The organism is Streptomyces sp. NPDC057280 (genome assembly GCF_042668605.1).
Taxonomy (GTDB): Bacteria; Actinomycetota; Actinomycetes; order Streptomycetales; family Streptomycetaceae; genus Streptomyces.
Window position 1 is genome coordinate 45,579 of the sequence record NZ_JBHUYR010000014.1, and the last position, 19,183, is coordinate 64,761.

Genomic DNA, 19,183 nt, shown 5'->3' on the forward strand with positions numbered 1-19,183 from the left:
AGCACCTCAAAAACAAGGGGGTTGGTCGAGCAGTGGCTCGGGGACGCGACGGGGGACGGGGAACGCCCGTGCGTGCGTCTCGTACGCGCGTCGTGCCGGGCCGGGGCGGTCATGCCGCCGGGCCGAAGTCGTCGCGGTGCAACTGCTTGGCCAGGGCCCGCTCGGTGATGGCCGCGGTCGCCTTGGCGGAGGCGACGCCGAGCCGCTCGGCGTCTGGCTCGCGGTACCAGGGCTTGAGGTCGAGGAGGGCGGGGCGGACCCCGGTGGCCAGCAGCAGGGCGGATCCCTTGGGCAGGGCCCGGATCGCGTCGGCCGGCAGCACCCGCTCCTGGCGCATCGACACCGACGTGGACTTGCCCGACTCGCTGGTGGACACGGAGACGGTGCGTACGTCGTGGTCGCCGACGAGGCGGGAGAGCTTGTCTGCGAAGTCGGCGTCGTCGATACCGGAGCCGACCAGCTTGATCGTCGCGGCGGACCACAGGGCGTCCATGCCGGCCTCGCCCCAGACCCGTACGCCCTGGCGGTAGGACTGCAGGATCGTGATCGGGATGACGCCGCGGGACCCGAGGTGGGAGTAGAGGTCCGGGAGGTCGGAGATCTTGCAGACATTGGCGGCCTCGTCGAGGATCGCGAGCAGCGGGGCGTCGAGGCGCCCGCCGTCGCGTTCGGCCTGAATGACGGCCGCGCGCATGACCGCGTCGGCGGCTGCGGCGATGATCGCCGAGGCGGATCCGCCGCCGTCCTTCGACAGCAGGAACAGGGTGTCCTTGCTGGTCGCGAACGCCTCCGGCTTGAACTCCCTTACCTTCTCCAGGCCGTTGGGAGGGGTGACCCAGGCGGCGATGCCCGGATCGAGGAGGCAACTGGCGTACTGCCGTGCGGTCTCGAAGATGCCATCGCGGGTCTCGACGGCTCCGGCCACCGTGCCCTGGAGCTGGGCGGCGACGCCGTCGAGGCCGGCGTCGTGGAGGAGGTCGATGGGGGTGCGGTCGGCGGGGGAGGCGAGCCAGGCCAGCACGTCGGTGATCGGCCGGTGGTCGCGGGCCGCGGCGAGGAACAGCGCGGTGAGGGTGTTGGCGGCGGCGGTGGACCAGAAGTCGCCCGCGCTGGACTCGTCCACGGAGGCGGTCACGAAGTGCCCCGCCAGCCGACGAGCCCCGGCGAGATCGTGGGCATCGGCCAGGATGTCCCACCACATCGTCTGCGGGGCGTGGGCGATCTGCTGCGGGTCCAGCGTCCACACCGTGCCCACCCGGGCACGCTCGTCGAGGGTCGCCGTGAAGGCGTCGCGGGCCGCCTTGTTCGAGGTCAGCAGCACCGGGCCGGGGGCGCGCAGGATCGCGGGGATCGCCAGTCCCGAGGTCTTCCCCGAGCGGGGCGCCATGATCGCGAGGAGCACGTCCTCCCAGGACGAGCGAACCTCGGTGACCCCCGGCTTCAGCGTGCCCAGCAGGACGCCGCGGTCGTCCGGGGCGACGTCTTTGGGTTTGATGCCCTTCAGACTGGGCCGCAGGTCGATGGCCTTCGCGGCGATCTTCTTGGGCAGCAGGTCGGCCAGGTCCCGCTGATCGGCCAGCCCGCTGGGGTTCCGGCGAACGCGCAGCCACAATCGGCCGCCCAGGATGGCCGCCGTAGCGAGCGCGGCGGCGGGCAGTAGGTAGCAGCCGGTGAGAACGGCGGGCCGGGCGAGGTGCGGCCAAACGAGCTCGGGGTGCAGGAGGGCGTTGGTCGGCTGGAAGGCGGCCCACGGGTCGGAGCCGGCTATGGCGTTGGCGAGATTGCCGAACAGCCAGGCCAGCGAACCTCCCGCCATGCCGAGAGCGGCGATGCCGATCAGGAGGTAGAGGAGGAAGTCGGTGCCGGTGGTGGTCGAGGGCGTGCTGGTACGCGGAGATGGCAAGGCGGGATCCAGAGGGGTGCGGACCTACGGGTGGCGGCGGGTCGGCGGATGGCTCTGGTGATCACGAGTGGGCTCCTGGTGGCTGTGGCGGTGAGTAGGGGAGCTGGGCGGAGCGGGCCGGGGCGCGGTCAGCGAGACCGGCCCGGCCGGGACGTGTCGGGCGGCGTGACGGAGGGCTCTTCGGCGGCGGGCGTGGCTCCGGTGCGCGGGCGCGGGGCGGTTGCGTAGTAGGTGGCGACGCCTTCCTGCCAGCTCCGCTTCCAGGGCGGTCCGAGCCTCTGCATCTGCAGGCCGGCGTCGCGCACGTCTTCGGCGCGAGACGTGAGCGTGGCAGCGGCCTCCTCGCAGAGGTGGGACAGGTGCCAGCCGTCATCGGTGTCAGCAACGTTGGCCTGTACAGCCGCGGCCTCGAAGAACTCGCCGAGGCGGACGAGGACGCCGTCCTCCGGGTCCACGATGTGCTGGACGAGGCTGGCCGCCCCCGTATACGACCCGGCTCCGTTGAGCTGGTCGGTCAGGGACAGGATCTGGTGCCCGTCCACGCGCTTACCGCAGGGATCGGTGGGCGTGGTGATCCGGTTGATGTCCAGGTCGGCATCGAGTTCGACCTGGTAGCCGACCGCAGTGAGCATCCGGGCGGCGTGGCTGGCCATCTGGTTCTCGCGCTCCTCGCCCATGTCCCAGGGCAGTCGGTACCAGAAGGTGCGCGGGGTGGTCTCGATGACGAAGCCCGCGCGCTTGAGGAGGGTGACGGCCAGTTCGTCCCCGCCCTCGGCGATGACGTTCCCGGTCGGCTCGCGGGTGATGACGACATAGGGCGTGGTGGACATGGAGGCCTCCGTGGGCGGGTCAGAAGTGCGGGTTCTCGGTGGGCCGGTCGCCCGCGGTGGCGGCTGCCAGCAGTTCGGGCAGGTCGGTGGGGGCTGCGTCGCGTTGGTCCAGCCACCACCCGGCACGCGTCAGGGGGCGCGCGGCGTCCTCGATGGCGGCCCACTCCGCCTCGCTAGTGGCGCCTTCGACGACGAGGGCGGTGTACGCGGCGGCCATGAGTTGAAGGCGGCAGCGGGTGCCCCAAGCGATGGCGCGGTCGGTGCCCTCCAGCGGAGGCATCCGATACCGCGTCGACCACTCCTCGGCCTCGGCCTGCTCGGTGGCACGCTTCTTCGCCAGCCACTCGGCCTTGGAGTCGGCGTCCTCGCCCTGGGCGGCGCGCCAGCAGTCGGTGCAGTTGCGCTCGGCGAGCCAGCGGGCGTAGCCGGCACGACGGTCGGCCGGACGGTCGGAGAGATCGACCTGACTGATGTCTCCGCAGGCGTGGTTGATGGTCCAGATCTTCTTGACGGCCATGAGCCGGACTCCTTCGTGGGATCGAGAGGAAGGTCAGCGCGTACGACGGGGGCTGGACGGGGCAGCCGGTGCACGGGCTGCCTCGTCCGCCGCAGTGGACTGTGCGGTCGGGCGGTTCGGGGAGGACGCGAGAGCAGCGCGGGCGCGTGCGGTGTGCGTGACCGACGGGAGCTCGTACCGGGGCAGCAGCGGTACGTCGGCCAGGGCCGGGGCGCCTTCCGGGGTCACGTCCGGCATGACCGCCAGGTCGAGCTGGGCGGTGACGAGCTGATCACCGAGGAACGCGACGTGGTGGGCGATGGTGCGCAGGTGCTGGCCCAGCTCGCGGCCATTGGCGGTGCCCAGCCGGTCGCACCAGGCGGCGGCCGTGTCGATGAACTCCTCCAAGTCCCCGACAACGCCGTGGTGTTCGTCGAGGATCTGGTCCAGGACGTCGGCGACATCGGCCGAGCGGCGCAGTTCGTGCAGTTCCCCGGTCAGCGCGGTCAGCGACTGCCCCGGCAGCGCCTGACGTGCGGGCACCCCGTCCGGCGTCGGGATCGGCGGCGGCAGCATGATGCGCGGATCGGCGGCGACCGAGAGGCCGACGTCCTGGAACTCGCGGCTGGCACGAGCCACGGCGCGCACCGCCGTGTTGTGCGGGGTGTCATCGCCCAGCGTGTAGAGATCGAGGGTGCTGTTGTGGCGGAAGTGGTGCTTGCGCAGTATCTCGTCGAGGAACGGGTGATCGTCCGACACAGCGGCGACCACACCGAGGTCCGGGTGGATGCCGAAGGCGACGTCGGGCTCGATTTGCAGTTTCATGCTGAAGGATTCCTTCGGGTTCGGATGACCTAGCGGGCGCGGGCCGGCTGCCGGGGAGCCGGGGCCGGGCGGAAGGCGACCGTGACGTCGGGCCGCTGCGGCACCGAAGCGCTCGCGCGGGCCGGGGAGATGGCGGTGGCTGCCTGGACCCGGCGCTGCGAGGTCGCGGGAGTCGGATCGGGACGTCCGTTGCCGCGGATGTAGGAGAACGCGTCGAACGCGAGGGCTGTGCTGTCCAGCCGCGTCTCGACGTAGCGCAGATCGCCCTCGCCGTGCAGCAGTACGCCTTCGCCGGTGCGTGTGTCGGTGCCGACCGCGCGCAACGTGCCGTCGGGATCGCGGACCTGGTCGTGCACGACGATCCGGGCGGCCCGGATGTCGGCGTCGAGCGCGCGGGCGGAGGAAGAGACTGCCTCCCCGGCGCCGAGGATCTCCGGGACGGGGGTGGTCGCCTGCCCGTCGAAGAGACCTCGGCCAGGGTTGGGCCGGGTGACGGGCTTGAGGTCGTACACGGCGTCGGAGGTGACGCTGTACTGCGCGGCGCGCAACGACTGAACGGCCTGCTGTCCGCGCCGCGTCAGATCACGGTCCGGCTCGGTCAGGGCGTACAGGCGGCTACCGGGCAGCCGCTCGAAGCCGACCCGCCGCAGCATGTGATCGGCGACGTGGTTGTCATGCGACATCGCGGCCACGACGCCGTACTGGGCGTGGTGAGCGACGGTGATGTGAGGGCGTATTTCCGCCACGAGAGGTGCACCTCGCAGAGGTCGGGGCCATGCGGAGGACGAGGATGTGGCCCGAAGACGGATTTGGCGGGGCCGGGGAATGTGCGCTAGCGCGATCGGCGCACGCGGTCGTGCGCGAGGAGGCCGGGCGGCGCCTCAGTGACGGACACTGCTGTCGTCGCGACGCCCTGGCCGACCGTATGAGGCGACCGGGCGCGGGCGGCCTGGACCCGCGCGGACTGCTGCGACCTGACCGGCCGGCCGCGCTCGGCTTGGGCCATCTCGACGAGCACGCCGCCGCTCTCCATCCAGGTCAGGGAGTAATGCCAGCCTTCGGCATTGCGCTCGACGACAGCCTTCGCGAACGCGGCCCCGGCGCGCGGGTGATCCGGCAGCAGCGCACCAGTAACGAACTCGAAGTCGGCCTGCACGCGCGCGCCGCCCTCCAAGGCCTCGCGCAGCACCCGAAGCCGGTACGGCCACCGCCCCTCCGCACGATCCTGCGGATCCAGGAACGGGAGCATCTCCTCGGCGTGGGCGACCAGAGGAGGGCCGTGGTCGAGGAAGGGAGCGAACAGAGCCCACATCTCCGCATCCCGTTGCTGCTGGCGCAGGTCGTAGCGCTCATCAAGGGGCCAGTGGTCGGCGTCGCACAGACTGTCGGAGATCGCGTCCCACTCGGCAAGAACTCGCTCACCGGCAGCTACCGCCACGGCGACCTGCTCGACGCGTGCCGCACGTACGGCCTGCTCGTAGCGGGGAAGCAGCCGGTCGGCCACCGCCGATGCCGCGCGCGCCGGGTCCGCATCGACGACGATCCCGTCGGGTGCCTTGACCCGGTCCGCGACGTCGCTGCCGCTTGGCTGCAAGGCGGCGACCAGAAACTCCCGTGCGCGCCGCGGGCGGTCGACGACGACCAGTTCGCAACCGGTGCCGGTGGTCAGTACGGCGTGGCGGGATAGCACGAACCGTTCGAAAGCCCACTGCACATGCCCGTCGTCCCAGAGCCGCTCCGCGAGCGGGGGCTGATCGGCGTACGCGGCACGCTCCTGGGTGACGGCGGTCCAGGAACCGGGCAGTCGGGCGGCGAGATCCTGGGCGAACGTCGCAAGGTCCGCACGCTCGCTGGCCTTGCGGGCAGCGAGGGAGACCGGGTGGTCTGCAGAAGGAGACGCAGGAGTGCCGACGGCGGGCGTCGGTATTCGTTCAGACATGACGCAAGCCCGATTCCTGCCGGGCGCCGAGCCGCCGGGATTCATCGAGAGCGCCGAACGGGCCTGTGGCCAGGGGGATGTAGCCGTGAGAAGCGTTGACCGTGGTGGCGCGGAGGTAGCGCTGGACGAGCCGATGCATGGCGCGGCGGATCTTGTACTGCTGAAACATGAAGGGGGACATCCTAGGAACGCTCGGAGCGGGAAGACGCGGGGGCCGGGACGTGACGCCGGCCCCCGAAGGGCGGGATTGATCAAGGGCGAGTGATCGCGCCCATCCGGGCGTCCGTGTCAAACAACTCGCGCTCCCGCGGATGCAAAAGATGTTGAGTAATGAACGATCGACCCGCCACCTTCCACAGGCCACGCCCCTTGGTGAGAGCGGAGACAGCCTGCGTCTCGACGCCGGTGAGCCCCAACAAGGCTGTGGCGGAGGCGAGTTGGTCGGCTTCCTGGCGGTAGATGATCCGAGTGGAGCAGTCGGTGAGCAGGCCCTCGGCCAGGGCCCGACCCCGGGAGCCGGCATCACCGGCGGCCAGCAGGTCGCTCAGGCGGTGGATGACCATCAGGTTCGCGATGCCCAGGCCGCGGGAGAGCTTCCACTGGCTCTGCATCCGCTCCAGCAGCGCGACGTGACGCATGACGCGCCAAGCCTCGTCGTAGATCACCCAGCGCCGTCCGCCTGCGGGGTCGGCCAGCGCGGACTCCATCCAGGCCGAGGCGCAGGTCATCGCCAGGACGAGCGCGGTGTCGTCGCCCGCGCCGCCCAGGCGGGACAGGTCGATGGACAGCATCGGCGCGCTCGGGTCGAACGCCACGGTGCTCGGCGCGTCGAACATCCCGGCCAGGTCGCCGTGCACGAGTCGGCGCAGTGCGTGGGCGAGGTCCTCGGCGGCGTGCCCGAGGCGGCCGGACAGCTCGCCGAGCGCGGCATCGAGGCGCTCGGGGGAGCTGAGGACGTAGGCGACCTCGCCCAGCAGCGGGGTGGTGCCGTTGGCCTCGGCGTAGGCGACGACCTGGTCGAGCGCCACGTCAAGGGCGGTGTGCTCCATGGGATGCAGCTCGCGCCCCAGGACCGTCTTCGCGAGCGAGCCGAGCAGCAGCAGGCGCCGCTTGCGGACCTCGGTGATCCAGTCCTCCTCGCTGACGCCGTACGGCCGGGCGGGCGCGTCCAGAGGGTTCAGGCGTCCCGGCAGGCCGGGGCCGAGGGCGATGGTCTGTCCGCCAAGCTCTTGGGCGACGACGGTCCACTCGCCCTTCGGGTCGCACGGCACGTAGATCCGGTAGCCGAAGGCCACGGCGCGCACCGTGAGGGACTTGGCCAGGGCGGACTTGCCCATGCCGATGATCCCGGCCAGCAGGATGTTGGGATTGGTGAAGCCGTCGAGGCGCCCGTACAGGGCGAACGGGTCGTAGGTGAACGCCGCTTCCGCGTGCACGTCGCGGCCGATGTAGATGCCCTGCGCGCCGAGACCGCCTTCCGCAAGGAAGGGGTAGGCCCCGGAGGCGGTGGCCGTCGTCATCCGGTGGGCGGGCAGCTTGAGACGGCCGCTGCGGGCGGAGGCCGGCCCGGGACGGCCGGCGGCCGGGTAGGTGGCCCGTAGCTCGGGGTCGAGACCGGGCGCGGTCGGGCGCGCTGCGGGGCGTGCGGCGTGCCGGGCCTGGTCGCGGGCGGCGGCGAACTGATGACGGGCGGCGCGTGCCGTACGGCGGTCGCTCTTGCGCGGGACGAACAACGGGCTGGCGCTGGCGCGGGTGGTGCGAGAGGCCATGAGGTGGTGCTCCTGATGGTCAGTGGCGGGTGAGGCCGGTGAAGGGGTCGCGCAGGTCGGCCGGTGTGTGGTCACGGCGGACGCGGGTGGCGGTGGCCAGGTGGCGCTGGCACACGGTGAGTTCGGGCGCTCCCTCGGGCCGCCGGGCCCGGCACGCCTCCCGGGTGGGCAGACGGCCAGATCCGGGATGCGGGGCGGCGTGGAAGGCGGCGTGGAGGTGTTCGGCTGCCTGCCACAGCCGGATCCGGCACGCCCGCAGGTGGTCGCCCTCCGCCCTGGCCACCGGGGTGGTGCGGGCGGTGTGGGCGTCGAGCAACCCGTACAGCGCGACGACATGGGCGTGCAGGGAGTCGAGTTCGGCACGGCCGGCGGCGATGGGGGCGACCGGCATGTTGATCGCCTGGTGGAAGTCGAGCGCGGCGGTGGCGAACGGGACGAAGTCCGGAGCCAGTTCGGGCAGGGGCTCGGTCGGCATGGGGGTGCCCTTCGGTAGAGCGCGAGAGGGTGGTGCGGGTGCGCTACGGGCGGGCGAGGGGCAGGGCGGCGTTGGTGAAGGCCTCGGCCTGCTGCCAGGTCAGAAGGCGCAGGTCGACGAGTGCGGCGACGGCGGCCGTCTCGATCGCGGCGCAGGCGGCGTTGAGATGCTCGTCGGTGTCGGCGCTCACGGTGAGCAGGCCGGTGAGGGCGACGTCGGCGTGTCCGGCGATCAGCTGGCGCTCGCGCTGCTTGATGTCGGCGTACTCGACCGAGTCCTCCTCGGAGTCGACCTGGCCCTTGCGCTGCCGCTCGGCGGCGTCCGCGATCACCGTGGCCTTGCGGCGCTGTACATCCTTGAGCGCGGAGTCCAGGCCCTTGGGCTCGTAGGTGAGCGAGAGCGTGCGGCGCACGCCGGAGGTGAACAGGAGCTGGTGCAGGAAGCCGGGTGAGGTCTCGATGCGGGGCCAGTTCTCGATCCAGAACGTGGCGTGGTGGGCCGAGTCGGTCTGGATCCGGTCGGCCTTCTCGACCAGGACGACGGGTCCGGCGGCAGCGGGTTCGGCCTGCGCTCGGCCCGAGGCCGACCACTGGTCCAGGGCGGCCGACGCCTTGGGGTCGTACGCGGTACGGATCACGGCGGCGATCTCGGACGCGTCCAGCCAGCCGCTGGGCGTGAGACCGGAGTTGCGGGCGGCCTGGTCGAAGGTGGCGGTGAGCTGGGCTAGGACCGCGAAGCTGCCGGTGAGTCCGCCGCCGGCCTGGTTGATCAGGCGTCGGGCGGCCTTGAGGTCGAGGGCGAGCGCGACGTACGCCTCGTGCGGGGCCGCAGCCGGGCCGGCGGCGGCCAGCAAGTCGCGGTAGATGGGGCCGGCGAGGTGGGTCTCGGCGTTGCCGTGCTCGTGCCAGTAGCGGTTGAGCGCGTCGCCGGAGTCGGGCACCGTGCGCTCCAGGACCTGGACGCGGGCGATGTGCCCGGTGCGCGACAGCGCCGCCAGCGTGCGCCCCCAGCCCGCGACGTTGCTGGCCTGGGTGGCCGGGTCGAGCAGAGCGAAGGCACGCGAGGAAACCTTGACGACCGCGGTGAGCGTGCCGTGGTGCGGATCGTGCACCGCACCGAAGCGACCGTGCGGGGCGGTGACCACCCGCAGGGACGCCGCCGTGCCCGGGAGATGCAGCAGGCCCTCGCGGCGCGGACGGGCAGACGGCCGGGCGAGCCAGACCAGCTGGCCCCGGAAGCGGCGCAGCGCGTACCCCATGGCGATGGGCCCCCAGTCGGCAAGCGACCGTCCGCGATGGCGGACGAACACCGCCGCCAGAATGACCGCCCACACAGGGATGAGCTTGAGCGCGCCGGTGACGCCAGAGGTGAGCAGCACCGCGAGCAGCAGCAGCCCGGTCACGGTGACGACGATCAGCTGAGGAGCCGACAGGCCGAGCAGGATGCCGCGCCGCGAGCGATGCGGGAACTTCACGGTGGCCGGGCCGTCGGGCTGAGAGGTGTCGGAGAGCATGGCGAAGCCGTCCTTGGAACGTGGAGAGCAAGAAGAAGAGGGGAGCCGACGGGGCGGGCGGCGCCGGAGGCGACCGGTGCCGCCCGCCCTGTCAGGCGAGGGCTACGAGCCCGATCCGCCCGGCGGCTCGGGGTAGACCCACCGCTGCGGCGTCGCACCGCCCTGCGGAGACGGCCCAGCCGTCGGCCCGGGGCGCCGGGGCGCCGGCGGATCCAGGTGCGTGATGCGCGGCGGCGTCACCGCAGCGCCCTGGGGCGTTGGTCCGGAGGAGACCGGTGCCGCGTCGGCCGCCGTCTCCTGACCGGGACGCTGGATCAGTGGCTGACCGCGGTCCCCATCGGTAGGAGGCCGCCGGATCAGCGCCCGGCCCTTATCGCCGCTGGCGTTGGGGTCCTCACCGAAGCGGAATTGGGTCTGCTTCGGCTTCTCGCCGTCGCCCGATCCGCCGGTCGGGTCGATGCCGGAGGCGACACCGCCCCAGCCCTGGCCCGGAACCTTCGAAGGCCCCTGCGGAGCCCGCATGCCCGTACCTGCCTGCATCGCGAGTTGGCCCGCGGTCTTCGCGGCACCGGCAGCCACCGCGACCCCTGCGACGCCCGTGCGGTGCAGGTCGTCCTGGCCACCGCCGTCGGCCGCCCAGTGGACGAACTTGTACGTGGCGTAGGGGCACAGCATCACCAGGACCATGACTACGATGCCCGCCATGGCGTCGGACAAGGCGGCGAGTCCGTCGGAGGCGTCGCTCTTACCCATGGCCGAGACGCCCAGCAGGAACACGATCGTCATGAGCAGCTTGCTGACGATCAAGGTCGATGTCGCCTCGATCCACCCGCGTCGCCAACGGCGCGCGACTTCCCAGCCGCCGCCCGCGCCGGCGAACACCGCCAGCGTCACCAGGACCAGAATGCCGACCTTGCGGGCGACCATCACCGCCCAATAGAGGAATGCGCCGATGGCGCACCCGAGGCCGACCATGGCTGGGATGGTCCAGCCCAACGCGTACATCGGGCCCAGGTTGTTGACCTCGATGATGCGGCGGATGGCATCGTCGACCGAAGTGTTCGCCGCCTTGAACAGTCCGGCGGACAGCGCGTCGACGACGGTCAGCGCGACGGTGGTGCAGGCGATCGCGGCGAACGCGAACAAGACGCCAGCCACCGTCCCGGTCACCGCCTGCGCGAGGGCGCGCTCGTCACGGCGCCAGGCGGCCCGCATCAGCTGCAGACAGAACGTGCCGACGGTCAGGACGAGACCGATGGGCAGCAGCAGCTCGTAGTTGTCGCGGAACCACTCGGCGTTGAGATCGACGGCCGTGGTCTTGTCGACCGCCGTCGAGGCCAGGTCCGCAGCGGACTGGGCCAGTTCGCCCATCGACTTGGCGATCCAGGCACCGATGCCATCGGTGATCGCTTCGCCGGTCGAACCGACGACCCCGCCGACGGTGTCGCACACCGCGCTCATCAGGGGAAGGTCACAAGCCCCCATGGGGGCACCTCCTTTCGGGAATTGGGGGCGTCAGGGCGCGACGTTCGGCAGCACGCCGACCAGGGCGCAGGCCTTGTCGGGGCGGCACTGGACGGCGAGCGTGCTGGAGCGGGACTCGGCTCCAGATCCGGAGCCCTTCCAGGCGATGGACTGCCTGCCGGTGACCGTGACGGCGTAGACGTACGCCTCGGTGATCGCCCCGGGGTCCTGGGCCAGGGCGGTCTTGAACGCCTGCGGGAAGTGGCCCTCGCCGACCTTGGCGGTCGCGCGCTGCTGGTTGTCGTGCATCCGCGACCACAGCACCGGGCTCGGTATCTGGTCGGAGACGGAGCCCCAGTCGGCGTACTTCTTCTCGCCGGTCATCCACCGCTTGAGGCCGGCGACGTGCTCGGCACGGGAGAAGGACCGGGTGTCGTACGTCCACAGGACCTTGGTGGCCGCCTTGGCGAAGACGATCGGATCGCTCGTCCTGGGCGGCGATGCGACAGCCTCGCCCTCATCGGCGGTCGCCTCCGGCGAAGCGGCCGGCGGTGTGGACGCCGGGCTTGGGGAGGGCTGCGCGGAGGCGGGGCTCTCCGCGCGGGTCAGATATGCGACGAGACCGGCGACGGCCAGCAGCACGACGAGCACGAGGCCGCCCATCAGGGCACGCCGCAGGACGGAGGACGGCGCCCCGTAGGTGCGCTCCTGGGCGGCGAGAAAACGTTTCTTCGACATCAGTGAACCTGCGTCCCCATCGCCGAGAAGAACGCGACGATCCCGTTGGCCGCGCCCAGCAACAGCGCGCACCCGGCGGCGATGACTGTGCCCTTCTTCCCGTTCGCCTCGGCCTGGTGGCCACCGCTGTGGTGACCCCACGCCCAGACCATGGCGGAGATGGCCAGCGCGCCGACCACCGCGATGATCCCGAAGAGGTTGATCGAGGAGACGACGTTCTTCAGCACGCTGAGGCCAGGGAGACCGCCCTCCTTCGGGGTGATGCCGGGGTTGTACGCCAGATACTGGGCGTGCTGCATGAGCTTCACTTGGAACTCCAGTGCGATTTTGGGCACGCGAGGGCCCGAGAGGAGATGGAGCGAGGGGAGGGGGAGAAAGAGGCCGGTCAGACGACCCGGCGGGCGGCGACGATGTCTGCGCGCCAGTCGGCGAGGGTCGAGATCTTGACCACGTCACCGGTCTTTGGGGCCTGCAGGATCAACCCCTGGCCAATGAACATCCCGACGTGTTCGGGCACCTTGGCCGTGCCGCGGGTGAACAGGAGGTCACCCGGCTTGAGGGCATCGACGCTGACCGCCTTGCCCTCCCGGACCTGCGTGTACGTCGTCCGGGAGATCGAGACACCACCGGCCTTGTACGACGCCTGCATCAGGGACGAACAGTCGCACCGGCCCATCGGGTCCTGACCGTGCGGAGCGGAACACGAACCGCCCCACTGATACGGCGTACCGAGTTGACCAAGGCCCCAACGGATCGCCGTACGCACCGACTTGGGCGCACTGGCCGGGATCTCGTAGCCCTCGGGTATCGACCCCTCGGGAATCGGGCCGAAGGAGGCCCCGTCCTCGTCGGTGCCGCACCCGGCAGTCGTTGAGGTGGCCGTCTGCTCGGCCTCACTGCCGGTGTCGCTGCCCTTGCCGGAACTTCCGTTCTGGTTCAGCGACTTGGCGATGGCCTTCTGCAGGGCCGTGGCCAGCGGCTCCCACTTCGCGTACGCGTCGGGATAGCCGCTCTTCTGGACCGCCTGCGCGGCTTGGGCGATGGTCATCGACTGCCAGCCCGAGACCTTGAGGAGGCCCTCGTAGAACTTGGTCGAGGCGTGCACCGGATCGCGAACCTCGGCAGCCGTACCCCAGCCCTGGCTGGGGCGTTGCTGGAAGAGACCGAGCGAATCGCGATCCCCATAATCCAGGTTCCGCAGCCCAGACTCCTGCAGAGCCGTGGCCAGGGCAACGATCTGCCCTCGCGCCGGCACCTTCATCGCGATGCCGGTGGCCTGGATCGTCTCGGCGTTCGGTATCTGTTCCTCGGGGTCATCCAGACCCGAAACGGACACGGATCCCTTGCTGCCGTCCTTGAGGATCGACTTCACCAGCTTCGCGACCGCCGCGCTGTCCACAGCCTGTGCACCGCCTGCGGAACAGGCGGCCTGAGCACTGCTGGAACCAGCGAGAGCGACAGCGACCGGCGCTATCAACAACGTCGGGCCGAGCGCCACGGCCCCTGCTATGGAGATGGCCTTCTTCACGGACGCGTGCCGAACGCCGAGCGGCAGGACAGGGAATCTGGTCCGGGGGAGGGGTGCGCCTGGGCATGCTGCATCGACAGCTCCTTGCTCGTAGGCAGCGCGGCGCGGGCGTTCTCGTCGAAAAGGCCACCGGCACCGCGCCGGTTATGAATTCGCAATCCCTGAGGGGAGGCAGGGAAACCAGGGCCGGGAGCTGCTAACTCCCGGCCGCTGGCGCCTTACTGGAAAGCGGCAGCCAGCCGCGCTCGTAATCTCACTCGCCACATGGGGAGTCCCCTTCGCCGGTTAGGAAGCCCGTCGGTGGAGTGTCAGGGACGCCGTCCTTTGGATGGAACGGCACGCATCGACACAGCTCAGCAGGGGTGAAACCAGGTCCCGTCCTGCGAACACGGCGAGACTGTAGGGACGAAATCCGGCCGCACCAAACGGCCCGTGCCTCGGGTGGTTTCGGGGCGCTCGGCCGAGATCGACCTCATTGGGTGGGGCCGGAATTCGGGGTTAACCTCCAGCGCATTGATCGCCACGGCGACTGCTCTCGCAGTTCCACGGAGCGACCCATGCCGACGTGCGCATCCTTCCGCGAGCGGAGAAATACGCGCACGACCGCCTCCCCGAAAGAGAGAACCGCGCAATGCCGTACACCCTCCACCGAGGCGACGCGCTGACCGCCCTCGCCGGCATCCCCGACAACAGCGTCGATGCCGTCATCACCGACCCGCCCTACAACAGCGGCGGCCGAACGAGCGGCGAGCGCACCGGCCGCTCCGCGCGCGCGAAGTACACCTCGGCGGACGCCGAGCACGACCTCGCCAACTTCCCCGGCGAGAACCGAGACCAGCGCTCGTACGGCTTCTGGCTCACCCTCCTGCTCACCGAGTCCTATCGCGCGACCGTCGAGTCCGGCACCGCGCTCGTCTTCACAGACTGGCGGCAGCTGCCGACGACGACGGACGCGCTCCAGGCCGCTGGGTGGACCTGGCGTGGGATCGCGTCGTGGCACAAGCCGGTCTCCCGGCCGCAGAAGGGCCGGCTCAAGCAGTCGTGCGAGTACATCGTGTGGGGCACCAAGGGGCCGGTCGACGCCAACCGGAACCCCGTCTACCTCCCGGGTCTCTACACGGCGAGTCAGCCCCGGAAGGACCGCGTGCACATCACGCAGAAGCCCGTGGAAGTGATGCAGGAGCTGGTGAAGATCTGCCCGCCGGGTGGAACGGTCCTCGACCCGTTCGCCGGCTCGGGGACGACGGGCGTGGCCGCACTGCGGGAGGGGCGTCAGTTCGTAGGGGTCGAACTCTCCGAGCACTATGCGGACATCGCGGAGCAGCGGCTTCAAAGTGCGCTGACCCAGGACGACTTCGAACTCGCCGGGCCCGAAGAGTGAGACCGGCAAGCCCCGGCCGCAGGGCCGTAACGCAGAAGCGGGGGGTTGTTCCACCACCCTGGTGGAACAACCTCCCGTGGTCATGCTGGGGACTTACGCCGCCTCGACGCTCCGCTGGATCAGGTCGGTCGCTCGTGCGAGGTCGTCGCGCGAGCCGATCCGCACCTCGACGCCGTCACGGATTCCAAGGGCCCCGAGGCCGCGCATATCCCGGGAGAAGCCCTCCCGCAGCTCGACCGTTTCCGGGTCCAGCCTCAGATTGATCACGAGTAGCCGGTTGCGCGGCTGCACGCGAACCGTGGCCACGTTCATGATCCGCCGGTAGGCGACGTAGTGGAGCTGGGGCTCCTTGAGCACATCCCGGTGGGACAACAGCAGCTCGTCGAGGTCTGCGTACAGCTCCTTGAGGTCCTCGGCCGACTCGTCGAGGTACTGCTGGACCGACTTCGGTGCCGGAGACGCACCGTGGGTCGACCCTGACGCATTGCCCCGTGAGGAGATACGGCTGCCGCCAGCGGACGCGATGAGCTGCAGCGTGAGCACATCCTCGAAGACTCGGTATGTCACTAGGTCGATCCGGTGGCCGATCATCTCCACAGCGACCGTGTCGTGGTGGGTGAAGGCGCCAGCAACACAGACGATCCGCGGGGCGCTCCAGTCGATCTCCACGGCAGCCTGGTCGCCAAGCTTCCCCCGGGTCAGACTCTCGAACTCGTGATGGTGGTCGTGGAGCCACCACAGGTATGAGAGCCCCTGGCTGATGACGTTCTGGTCGCGGCTGCGCTTGTACTCGACGATGACCGGCGTGCCGTTCTCGTCCAGTCCGAGAGAGTCGATACGGCCTCCGTGATGCCCGGTACGGTACTCGGTCGCCAGGAAGCGGATGCCGAGCATCGCTTCCATGTTGGCCTCGATCAGCCGCTGCAGCTCGACCTCCACCCCCACGGACGCTCCCGAGACCTCAGTTGCCTCCCCGCCTCTCACCCTGAAGACCTTCAGATTGCTCATGGGCCTCTCCGCCTCACCTTGATCACCGGGAAGGAACAATGGGGGCCAGGAAGCATTTATTCCGGTCCCTGTCGGATCAGCCTTGCTGCCCGGCGGGACCGCTCACCGCGGGAGGCACCCACAGCCGAACGGTGCGGTCGAGGCTGGCGGTGGCGAGCACGGTGCTATCCGGCGAGAAGGTGAGCGCTGTCACGGCGTCGTGGTGGCCGGTGAGAGGCTCGCCGACGGGTTGGTGGGTGGTCGGGTTCCACAGGCGTACGGTGTGATCTTTGCTGGCTGTGGCGATCAGGCCCCCGTCGGGAGAGAAAGCCAGGGCCGTGACAGCGTCGTGATGGCCGGTCAGGGGCTTTCCGTCGGGCTGGTAGGTGGCCGCGTCCCACAGCTGAATCGCGTGATCGTCGCCAGCGGTGGCGATCAGACTGCCGTCGGGGGAGAACGCGACTGAGCTGACGGAGCCTCTGTGACCATCTAGGAGTTCGCCGGTTGACTCACGGCTGGTGGTGTCCCACAGAGATACTTTGCCGACATCCGTGGCTGTGGCGATCAGACCGCCGTCGGGGGAGAACGCGACCCCTGTGACGAGCCCGTGATGGCCGGTCAGCGGAGCGCCGGCGGGTTGCCGGGTGGCAGGCACCCACAGTCGTACGGCGGCACCATCATTGGCGACGGCGAGCAGGGTCCCGGTGGGCGAGAAGACCACCGACGTGATGGGGCCGAGGTGGGAGGCCAAGGGGCTGCCCGACGCCGGTACTCGGGCAGCCGCGTCCCACAGGCGCACCGAGCCACCCTCGTCCGCTGTGGCGATGAGGGTGCCGTCAGGGGAGAAAGCCACCGCCCTGACGGAGTCTCGGTGACTCGTTAGTGGCCTGCCGACCGGTTGCCGGTTGGCAGGGTCCCAGAACCGCACCGTATCGTCAGCGCTCGCCGTGGCGAGTTGGGTTCCGTCAGGCGAGAACACCACGGACCAGACCGCTTCCCGGTGTCCCACCAGGGGAGCTAGAGAGATGCCTTCGCCGTTCGTGAGCGCGGTGAGGACGCTTCGGCTGGCGAGGCCGCGTGCGGTCAAGAGGTTTACGCGGGTGCGTAGTCGGTCATTCTGGGCGATCAGGTTCTCGGGCGAGTCCTCTTCATGCAGCGCACCCTGTGCCGAGGAAGGCGTTGGCTGGGCCTCCTCGGCTTCGTATAGCCGCACCGTTTGATCGTAGCCAGCGGTGGCGAGCAGGCCGCCGTCGGGAGAGAAGGCGACGGCTGTGGTGGCGCTGGTGTGGTCGGTCAGCGGCGTTCCGACGGTCTGGTGGGTTGTCGGGTCCCAGAGACGCACCGTGCCGTCGGCGGCGGAGGCGGCGAGCAGGCCGCCGCTGGGGGAGAAGGCGACGGCTGTGGCGGCGCCGGTGTGGCCGGTCAGCGGAGCGCCGGCGGGTTGCCGGGTGGTTGGGTCCCAGAGACGTACTGTGCCATCGTCACTGGCGGTGGCGAGCAGGCCGCCGGGGGAGAACGCTACCGATCTGACGGGGCCGTCATGTCCGATCAAGGGCTTACCGACCGCTTGACGAGTAGCGGGGTCCCAAAGACGCACCATGCCATCGAAGCTGGCGGTGGCCAGTAAGGCGCCGTCGGGGGAGAACGTAACGGCTGTTACAGGGCGGGCGTGGCCGATCAGTGGCTCGCCGACCGCCTCATAGGTGTCCCGATCCCAGAGGCGTACCGTGCGGTCATAGCTGGCGGTAGCGAGCAAAGTGCCGTCGGGGGAGAACGTGACGGCCGTGACACCTTCCTGTTTCTTGGTCGGGAGGGCTCCGGCCTCCTCATAGGTCGCTGGATCCCAGAGCCGTACCGTGCCGATGTCGCTGGCGGCGGCCAGTAGACCTCCGTCCGGGGAGAACGCGACGGACCTTACGGTCGTGGTGTGGCCGGGCAGCGGCTTGCCGACCGCTTGACGGGTGACGGGATCCCAGAGCATCACGTTCCCGGCGGCGCTGCCGGTGGCCATCAGGCTGCCGTCGGGCGAGAACGCCACCGACCATACGAAGCCGGAGTGGGGCAGGACCGGTGGTGTGTGACGGAACCTCAAAGGCTGGTGATTCTGGATCGGCGCGGCGGTGTTCGTCGGCGGTGCCGACGCTTCGCCGCCCTGTACTGGGGGCTGCGACGCGCCATCCACGACCGGCTGCCGCACGGACTCGGGCGTGGTCGACGCGTGCCGGGCCTCGTCACGTAGGTGCGCGAGCCGGGTCCAGTCCGTGCGCCAGGGCTCGACCCTTGGATCATTCCGGCCCACGGGGGACTGGTTGTCGTTCGCGAGGCTGAGTAGCGTCCGGACGAGGGCGAGCAGGAAGTCGATGCTCGGCAGACGCTTTCCGTTGAGAGCCTCGCTGATCGCGGAGACCGAGAGTGACGGTCCCGGGGGTGCGGCATCGCTGACGCTGCGCTGGGAGGGGTTGCCGCATTCGATCTTCAGCTTCCGGAGCCTGGAGGCGAAGTCCGCGAGTTCCCGCTGATACGCGGCCTCGGAGACGTCCTCATGCGCCACGTACGTCCCCCCGATGGTCTGTGGGACTCAGCGTATGACGCTGGTTGCCGAACATCACCGAATTCCGCCGAACACCACCATACAGAGTGGGTGTTCGCCCGGAGTTCCACGCGTTACGGCGATGGCCTGCGACGATCGAGCTTGTCCGGGTCTGTTCGTGCTGGTTGGGGCATAACGGATGAGGCTGATGTGCTGGGCGCATGGATGAAATCGAAGGGCCCGCCTCGCACACTGTCCCTCAGGCCGCCCCCACGTCCGGGCCGGTACCGGAGGCGCCGACCCGCGATCGGGTACTTGACCTAATTGCCCTGTTGATCCTGATCACGTTGGTGACGGGCGTCTTCATGCTGGCCGGCCCCGAGGCGTTCACCGCAGTCACCAGCGTCGGGCTGGGCCTCTTCGCGGCCTGGCGTGGCAGGCCGCCGCGCCCGTGAACGCCTCGGTATGCGGGAGACGGTGGTCCGCTGGGTACCGGGGCGTCGGCCCCGACCAGGGCGTTACGCGAGGGAGGCCGCCGGGCTGTCTCGCGTACCCCCTCATTCCTGGACCGACGTGGGCCGGACACGCGAGGCGAGTGTGCGACGTCGGCTCCTCTCCGGGGCCCCAGTTTGATCGGACCGGCCCGCCGGCTGCGGTAGACGATTGGCACTTCTTGTGACCTTGGCCATGCGTGGCGGAAGGACGGGCTGGAACCGCCTCCGGATGATCTCGGTGAGCGGCTCGCGCGATTGGGCTTGGTGGTACGCGAGTCGGAGGGCTCACTTCCCCTTGCCGACCTGGGCTC

General features: G+C 70.1%; 18 protein-coding genes. 2 read left to right on the forward strand and 16 right to left on the reverse strand.

Going from position 1 to position 19,183, the window contains the following annotated elements:
- Nucleotides 1–109 precede the first annotated feature (109 nt).
- From ACFUO4_RS42080 to ACFUO4_RS42145, 14 genes are all read right to left on the reverse strand, one after another.
- A complete protein-coding gene (locus ACFUO4_RS42080) occupies nt 110–1,903 on the reverse strand; it encodes a type IV secretory system conjugative DNA transfer family protein (RefSeq protein WP_383495582.1) in 1,794 nt (597 codons plus the stop codon).
- Nucleotides 1,904–2,031: 128 nt separating this feature from the next.
- The gene (locus ACFUO4_RS42085) at nt 2,032–2,733 is read right to left on the reverse strand and encodes a hypothetical protein (RefSeq protein ID WP_383495585.1); all 702 of its coding nucleotides are present in this window, start codon (nt 2,731–2,733) and stop codon (nt 2,032–2,034) included.
- A 19-nt stretch (nt 2,734–2,752) separates the two neighbouring features.
- Nucleotides 2,753–3,250 (reverse strand): hypothetical protein, encoded by a 498-nt coding sequence (locus ACFUO4_RS42090; RefSeq protein ID WP_383495588.1) that lies wholly within the window; start codon nt 3,248–3,250, stop codon nt 2,753–2,755.
- Nucleotides 3,251–3,283: 33 nt separating this feature from the next.
- Entirely contained in the window at nt 3,284–4,054 is a 771-nt protein-coding gene (locus ACFUO4_RS42095; protein WP_383495591.1) for a hypothetical protein, read from the reverse strand.
- Nucleotides 4,055–4,083: 29 nt separating this feature from the next.
- Nucleotides 4,084–4,800 (reverse strand): hypothetical protein, encoded by a 717-nt coding sequence (locus tag ACFUO4_RS42100; RefSeq protein ID WP_383495594.1) that lies wholly within the window; start codon nt 4,798–4,800, stop codon nt 4,084–4,086.
- A gap of 86 nt (nt 4,801–4,886) precedes the next feature.
- The gene (locus ACFUO4_RS42105) at nt 4,887–5,993 is read right to left on the reverse strand and encodes a hypothetical protein (RefSeq protein ID WP_383495597.1); all 1,107 of its coding nucleotides are present in this window, start codon (nt 5,991–5,993) and stop codon (nt 4,887–4,889) included.
- Nucleotides 5,986–6,162 (reverse strand): hypothetical protein, encoded by a 177-nt coding sequence (locus tag ACFUO4_RS42110; RefSeq protein WP_383495600.1) that lies wholly within the window; start codon nt 6,160–6,162, stop codon nt 5,986–5,988. The genes ACFUO4_RS42105 and ACFUO4_RS42110 overlap by 8 nt, the downstream gene beginning before the upstream one ends.
- Nucleotides 6,163–6,244: 82 nt before the next feature.
- Nucleotides 6,245–7,762, reverse strand: a complete 1,518-nt coding sequence (locus ACFUO4_RS42115) for an ATP-binding protein (RefSeq protein ID WP_383495603.1) — start codon at nt 7,760–7,762, stop codon at nt 6,245–6,247.
- A 19-nt stretch (nt 7,763–7,781) separates the two neighbouring features.
- Nucleotides 7,782–8,237 carry a DUF6238 family protein gene (locus tag ACFUO4_RS42120; protein WP_383495606.1) on the reverse strand — a complete coding sequence of 152 codons (456 nt, stop codon included), beginning with the start codon at nt 8,235–8,237 and terminating at the stop codon, nt 7,782–7,784.
- A 43-nt stretch (nt 8,238–8,280) separates the two neighbouring features.
- On the reverse strand, nt 8,281–9,750 hold the full coding sequence (locus tag ACFUO4_RS42125) for an SCO6880 family protein (protein ID WP_383495609.1): 1,470 nt from the start codon (nt 9,748–9,750) through the stop codon (nt 8,281–8,283).
- Between the two features lie 102 nt (nt 9,751–9,852).
- A complete protein-coding gene (locus ACFUO4_RS42130; protein ID WP_383495613.1) occupies nt 9,853–11,235 on the reverse strand; it encodes an ATP-binding protein in 1,383 nt (460 codons plus the stop codon).
- 30 nt (nt 11,236–11,265) lie between these two features.
- The gene (locus ACFUO4_RS42135) at nt 11,266–11,952 is read right to left on the reverse strand and encodes a hypothetical protein (RefSeq protein WP_383495616.1); all 687 of its coding nucleotides are present in this window, start codon (nt 11,950–11,952) and stop codon (nt 11,266–11,268) included.
- On the reverse strand, nt 11,952–12,251 hold the full coding sequence (locus ACFUO4_RS42140) for a DUF6112 family protein (protein WP_062723703.1): 300 nt from the start codon (nt 12,249–12,251) through the stop codon (nt 11,952–11,954). Before ACFUO4_RS42140 ends, ACFUO4_RS42135 begins: the two co-directional genes overlap by 1 nt.
- An 86-nt stretch (nt 12,252–12,337) precedes the next feature.
- Nucleotides 12,338–13,480: a C40 family peptidase gene (locus ACFUO4_RS42145; RefSeq protein WP_383495619.1), complete on the reverse strand. Its 1,143-nt coding sequence runs from the start codon at nt 13,478–13,480 to the stop codon at nt 12,338–12,340.
- Nucleotides 13,481–14,111: 631 nt separating this feature from the next.
- Here ACFUO4_RS42145 and ACFUO4_RS42150 point away from each other — a divergent pair.
- Nucleotides 14,112–14,861 carry a DNA-methyltransferase gene (locus ACFUO4_RS42150; protein WP_383495622.1) on the forward strand — a complete coding sequence of 250 codons (750 nt, stop codon included), beginning with the start codon at nt 14,112–14,114 and terminating at the stop codon, nt 14,859–14,861.
- Between the two features lie 93 nt (nt 14,862–14,954).
- Here the strand turns inward: ACFUO4_RS42150 and ACFUO4_RS42155 are convergent, their stop codons facing one another.
- A complete protein-coding gene (locus tag ACFUO4_RS42155; protein ID WP_383495625.1) occupies nt 14,955–15,869 on the reverse strand; it encodes a transporter in 915 nt (304 codons plus the stop codon).
- 76 nt (nt 15,870–15,945) lie between these two features.
- Nucleotides 15,946–18,399: a hypothetical protein gene (locus tag ACFUO4_RS42160; protein ID WP_383495628.1), complete on the reverse strand. Its 2,454-nt coding sequence runs from the start codon at nt 18,397–18,399 to the stop codon at nt 15,946–15,948.
- A 200-nt stretch (nt 18,400–18,599) separates the two neighbouring features.
- On the opposite strand from ACFUO4_RS42160, the gene ACFUO4_RS42165 reads away from it, so the two are divergent.
- On the forward strand, nt 18,600–18,833 hold the full coding sequence (locus ACFUO4_RS42165; RefSeq protein ID WP_383495631.1) for a hypothetical protein: 234 nt from the start codon (nt 18,600–18,602) through the stop codon (nt 18,831–18,833).
- Nucleotides 18,834–19,183 lie beyond the last annotated feature (350 nt).

What these genes read in the sequence shown, in the direction of transcription:
- ACFUO4_RS42105 (WP_383495597.1), bottom strand. Translation starts at nt 5,993, where the DNA reads ATGTCTGAACGAATACCGACGCCCGCCGTCGGCACTCCTGCGTCTCCT.
- ACFUO4_RS42115 (WP_383495603.1), bottom strand. Translation starts at nt 7,762, where the DNA reads ATGGCCTCTCGCACCACCCGCGCCAGCGCCAGCCCGTTGTTCGTCCCG.
- ACFUO4_RS42140 (WP_062723703.1), bottom strand. Translation starts at nt 12,251, where the DNA reads ATGCAGCACGCCCAGTATCTGGCGTACAACCCCGGCATCACCCCGAAG.
- ACFUO4_RS42120 (WP_383495606.1), bottom strand. Translation starts at nt 8,237, where the DNA reads ATGCCGACCGAGCCCCTGCCCGAACTGGCTCCGGACTTCGTCCCGTTC.
- ACFUO4_RS42110 (WP_383495600.1), bottom strand. Translation starts at nt 6,162, where the DNA reads ATGTTTCAGCAGTACAAGATCCGCCGCGCCATGCATCGGCTCGTCCAG.
- ACFUO4_RS42150 (WP_383495622.1), top strand. Translation starts at nt 14,112, where the DNA reads ATGCCGTACACCCTCCACCGAGGCGACGCGCTGACCGCCCTCGCCGGC.
- ACFUO4_RS42125 (WP_383495609.1), bottom strand. Translation starts at nt 9,750, where the DNA reads ATGCTCTCCGACACCTCTCAGCCCGACGGCCCGGCCACCGTGAAGTTC.
- ACFUO4_RS42090 (WP_383495588.1), bottom strand. Translation starts at nt 3,250, where the DNA reads ATGGCCGTCAAGAAGATCTGGACCATCAACCACGCCTGCGGAGACATC.
- ACFUO4_RS42095 (WP_383495591.1), bottom strand. Translation starts at nt 4,054, where the DNA reads ATGAAACTGCAAATCGAGCCCGACGTCGCCTTCGGCATCCACCCGGAC.
- ACFUO4_RS42135 (WP_383495616.1), bottom strand. Translation starts at nt 11,952, where the DNA reads ATGTCGAAGAAACGTTTTCTCGCCGCCCAGGAGCGCACCTACGGGGCG.
- ACFUO4_RS42130 (WP_383495613.1), bottom strand. Translation starts at nt 11,235, where the DNA reads ATGGGGGCTTGTGACCTTCCCCTGATGAGCGCGGTGTGCGACACCGTC.
- ACFUO4_RS42155 (WP_383495625.1), bottom strand. Translation starts at nt 15,869, where the DNA reads ATGAGCAATCTGAAGGTCTTCAGGGTGAGAGGCGGGGAGGCAACTGAG.
- ACFUO4_RS42085 (WP_383495585.1), bottom strand. Translation starts at nt 2,733, where the DNA reads ATGTCCACCACGCCCTATGTCGTCATCACCCGCGAGCCGACCGGGAAC.
- ACFUO4_RS42165 (WP_383495631.1), top strand. Translation starts at nt 18,600, where the DNA reads ATGGATGAAATCGAAGGGCCCGCCTCGCACACTGTCCCTCAGGCCGCC.